A 4,178-nucleotide genomic window follows, 5' to 3' on the forward strand; every position below is an offset into this window, starting at 1 on the left:
GTGGGGGGCGGGCACACCCATGCGCTCGTTTTGCGCATGTGGGCGATGGCACCCTTGCCTGGCGTCCGCCTGACTCTGGTCAACCCCGGCCCGACCGCGCCCTATTCGGGCATGTTACCGGGGCATGTGGCTGGCCACTACGGGCGCTCGGACCTGGATATCGACCTGGTGCGCCTGGCCCGCTTCGCCGGGGCGCGCCTGGTGATCGGCGAGGTGGACGCCATTGATCCGCTGGCGCGCAAGGTGGCGGTGCCGGGGCGCGCGCCGATCGGCTATGACATCCTGTCCATCGACATCGGGATTCACGCGCATATGCCCGAGATCCCGGGCTTCGACACCCATGGAATCGCAGCCAAGCCACTTGACCGCTTCGCCGATGCGTGGGCCCGCTTCGTGGCCTCTGGCGGCGGACCGGTGGCCGTGATCGGGGCGGGGGTGGCGGGGGTTGAACTGGCCAGGGCGGCAGCGCACCGATTGCGGGAAGCCACCGGGCAGGCGGCGGTCACGCTGCTCGATCGTGGCGGCATTCTGGAGGGCGTTCACGCCCGGGCGCGGGCGCGGCTGCTGACCGAATTGGAGAGGGCCCGGATCGCCCTGCGACCTGACGTGGACGTAGAGGAGATCGCCGGAGATCATCTGCGATTGGCCACGGGCGAGCAGATTGCCTCAACCTTCACGCTCGGCGCAGCAGGCGCGCGGCCCCATGCCTGGCTGGAAGGCACCGGCCTGGCTCTGGAAGACGGGTTCATCACCGTAGACCGAACCCTGCGCTCTGCCTCCCACCCCGAGATTTTCGCGGCAGGCGACTGTGCCCATCTGGGCTTTGCCCCACGCCCAAAGGCCGGGGTCTACGCGGTGCGGGCCGCGCCTGTCCTGCTGCGCAATCTCAAGGCGTTGGCCATGGGGCGAGAGGCTGACATGACCACCTTTCGCCCGCAGCGCGATTACCTCAAGCTTATCTCGCTCGGCGCCAAGCGGGCCCTGGCGGAAAAGAAGGGTGTCGTGGCGGCAGGTGCAGCGCTGTGGAACTGGAAGAACCGGATCGACCAGCGCTTCATGCAAAAGTTCCGCGACCTGGCCCCGATGACCCCGCCGCCCCTGCCGCGCGACTTGGCCGACGGTCTGCGGGCCGCGCTTGGCGACAAGCCGCTTTGCGGGGGCTGCGGGGCAAAGCTGGGTCCGGGCAGCTTGTCGACGGCGCTGAAGATCCTGCCCCCCGTGGGTCGCGCCGACGTGGCCAGTCAGCCGGGCGACGACGCGGCGGTGCTGGAGATGGGGGGCACGCGCCAGGTTCTGACCACCGACCACCTGCGCGGCTTCACCGTCGATCACGGGCTTCAGGCGCGTGTCGCGGCCATTCATGCGCTCGGGGATTGCTGGGCCATGGGCGCAAGGCCACAGGCTGCCTTGGCGACCTTGATCCTGCCGCGCCTGTCGCCCGCCCTGCAGGCCCGCTGGATGGAGGAGATCATGGCCGAAGCAGCGGCGGTTTTCGCCGCTGAAGGGGCCGAGATCGTGGGTGGACACAGTTCCATGGGAGACGAGTTGACCATCGGTTTCAGCGTCACCGGCTTGCTCGAAGGCCCGGCAATCACGCTGGCCGGGGCACGCCCCGGAGACCAACTGGTTCTGACCAAGGCGCTTGGAACCGGGACGATCCTGGCTGGCGAAATGCAACTGGCCGCCGAAGGGGCAGTTGTGGCCGGGGCCTGGGCGCAGATGGCCAAAAGCTCTGGTCCTGCCGCGGCTTTGCTTGCCGGCGTGGCTCGGGCGATGACCGACGTGACGGGCTTCGGCCTGGCCGGCCACCTGATGAACATATGCGAGGCTTCGGGCGTGGGCGCACGGGTGCCGCTGCAAGCCCTTCCGGTGCTGCCCGGTGCGCGCGGCCTTCTGGAACGCGGCATTCGCTCGACCGTGCACGCCCCCAACCGTGCGGCCCTCTCCGGGCGCGTCGAGGACGCGACGGGCGACGATATCCTCTACGATCCCCAGACCTCGGGCGGCCTGCTGGCGGCCGTGCCGCCGGGCCAGGTGCACGACTTGCTGTCGGCGCTTCGCGACGCGGGAATTACCGCGGTCACGATCGGAGAAGTCACGGACGGCCCGCCCCGGATCGCCCTTGGTTGAGCGCTCCTAGCGCGCCACCACCTCGGCGAAGGTCTCGGCCAGGCGATCGGCCAGCTTGGGCAGGTCTGCATCCCCAAGCCCCATGGCCTGGACACGGGCGGCAATGGGCGCATCATCCCTCTCCCGCGCGCGGGCATAGGCCGGATCGTAGTGATGCGTGACAAGCTCACCTGCCAGCTGTTCCCAGGCATGGGCCGATGCGAGCGCCTGCCAATGGGCAACCCGGTCGCCGCCAACCAGTTGCTTCAACCCGTTCAACAGCTCCATCAGCGCCTCCGGTTCAGCCAGAAGGTCGGCATAGGCCCACGCCAGGTAGGCCGCCCGCGCCGGCACCTGCGCCTCGACGACCACGCGCGGGGCCGCGATCATCGCCTTCCACATCGCGGGTGGGATCCGCAGCGCGCCGATCCGACTCGACTCGGCCTCGACGATCACGGGCCGTGACGGATCAAGCGCCTGCAAGGCCGCGAAAAGCGCGCTCTCGAAAGCTTTCTGGGACGGCTGCCCCCCTGCCCTTGCCCCCAGGATCGACCCACGGTGACCGGCAAGCCCCTCGAGGTCCACCACCTGAACGCCCCGACCGGCCAGCAGATGCAAAAGCTCGGTCTTGGCCGTCCCGGTATTGCCATCAAGCCGGATCAGCCGAAAGGGCAGGGCCGCGCCATAGAACGCATCGACGATGGCCCGGCGATACCTGCGATAGCCACCGTCCAGCACGTCGACGCGCCAGCCGATCTGCCGCAGGATGATCGCGAAGGAATTGGACCGCTGCCCGCCGCGCCAGCAATAGACCAGCGGGCGCCAGCCGCCATCCTGCCCCAGAAGGCTGCTCTCGATATGCTGCGCGGCATTGCGTGCCACCAGGGCCGCCCCGATCTTGCGCGCCTTGAAAGGGCTCTCCTGCTTGTAGATCGTTCCCACGCGGGCGCGCTCGGCATCGTCGAGCACAGGCAAAGAGATCGCGCCGGGCAGGTGATCCTCGGCAAACTCGGCAGGGGCGCGCACGTCGATCACCGTGTCGTAGCCCGTCCACATGCCGTTCCAGATATCACCCAGTTCGACGCTCACGCCGCTTCGTCCTTCTTCTTGGTCCAAATACTCATCCTGCGGCCCGGCCGGGCGGCACCGATGCAATGACACCGCACAAGCCGCCACACGGGATCGCGGCCCGCAGGGCCGCCCTCCCGCCCCTCAGATCTCCTCGCCGTTCATCTTGCGGAAGCGCTGGATCAGGCTCGACGTGTCCCACCGGCCGCCGCCCAACTGCTGCACCTCGGCATAGAACTGGTCGACAAGGGCCGTCACCGGCAGCGACAGGCCCATTTCCTTGCCCTGCTCCAGCGCGATGCCCAGGTCCTTGCGCATCCAGTCGACGGCAAAGCCATGGGTGAAGTGATTGTCCACCATCGTGTCGGCCCGGTTGGCAAGCTGCCACGAGCCACCCGCACCCTGACTGACAAGCTTGGCCACCTTCTTGGCGTCGAGCCCGGCTTTCATGGCGAAGTAGAGCCCTTCGGAGATGCTCTGCACCGCGCCCACGATGCAGACCTGGTTGACCATCTTGGTCAGCTGACCAGACCCCACGGGGCCGAAATGCTCGATCGCCTTGGCATAGGCATCCATCACCGGAACGGCCGCCCCGTAGGGCGCATCATCGCCCCCGCACATGATGGCAAGCTGGCCGTTCTCGGCCCCCGCCTGGCCACCCGAAACCGGGGCATCGACCCAGGCGATGCCTTGCGCGGCACCTTGCTCGGCCAGTTCACGGGTCACGATGGCCGACACCGTGGTGTGGTCGACGAAGATCGCGCCTGCCTTCATCCCGGCGAAGGCCCCGTCTGCGCCCAGGACAACGGACCGCAGGTCATCGTCATTGCCCACGCAGGCCATCACGAAATCGCACTCGGCCACGGCTTCACGCGGGGTCGCGGCAAAGCCACCGCCATGCTCACCTGCCCAGTTCTCTGCCTTCTCGGTGGTGCGGTTGTAGACCGTCACATCATGGCCAGCGGCCTTCAGGTGCCCCGCCATCGGGTAGCCCATCACGC

General features: G+C 68.2%; 3 protein-coding genes. 1 reads left to right on the top strand and 2 read right to left on the bottom strand.

The features are described from left to right. On the top strand, window positions 1–2,130 hold a 2,130-nt coding region (selD, locus tag ACEQXV_RS19255; RefSeq protein ID WP_370270521.1), incomplete at its 5' end, for a selenide, water dikinase SelD. Between the two features lie 6 nt (window positions 2,131–2,136). Here the strand turns inward: selD and mnmH are convergent. Further along, window positions 2,137–3,165, bottom strand: a complete 1,029-nt coding sequence (gene mnmH / locus ACEQXV_RS19260) for a tRNA 2-selenouridine(34) synthase MnmH (protein WP_370270524.1) — start codon at window positions 3,163–3,165, stop codon at window positions 2,137–2,139. 156 nt (window positions 3,166–3,321) lie between these two features. Further along, on the bottom strand, window positions 3,322–4,176 hold the full coding sequence (locus ACEQXV_RS19265; RefSeq protein ID WP_370270522.1) for an NAD(P)-dependent oxidoreductase: 855 nt from the start codon (window positions 4,174–4,176) through the stop codon (window positions 3,322–3,324). Window positions 4,177–4,178 lie beyond the last annotated feature (2 nt).

Origin of the sequence: Nioella sp. (assembly GCF_964229645.1) — a bacterium.
Lineage (GTDB): Bacteria > Pseudomonadota > Alphaproteobacteria > Rhodobacterales > Rhodobacteraceae > Nioella.

Coding starts and splice junctions, on each gene's coding strand:
- mnmH (WP_370270524.1), bottom strand. CDS start 3,165: ATGTGGACGGGCTACGACACGGTGATCGACGTGCGCGCCCCTGCCGAG.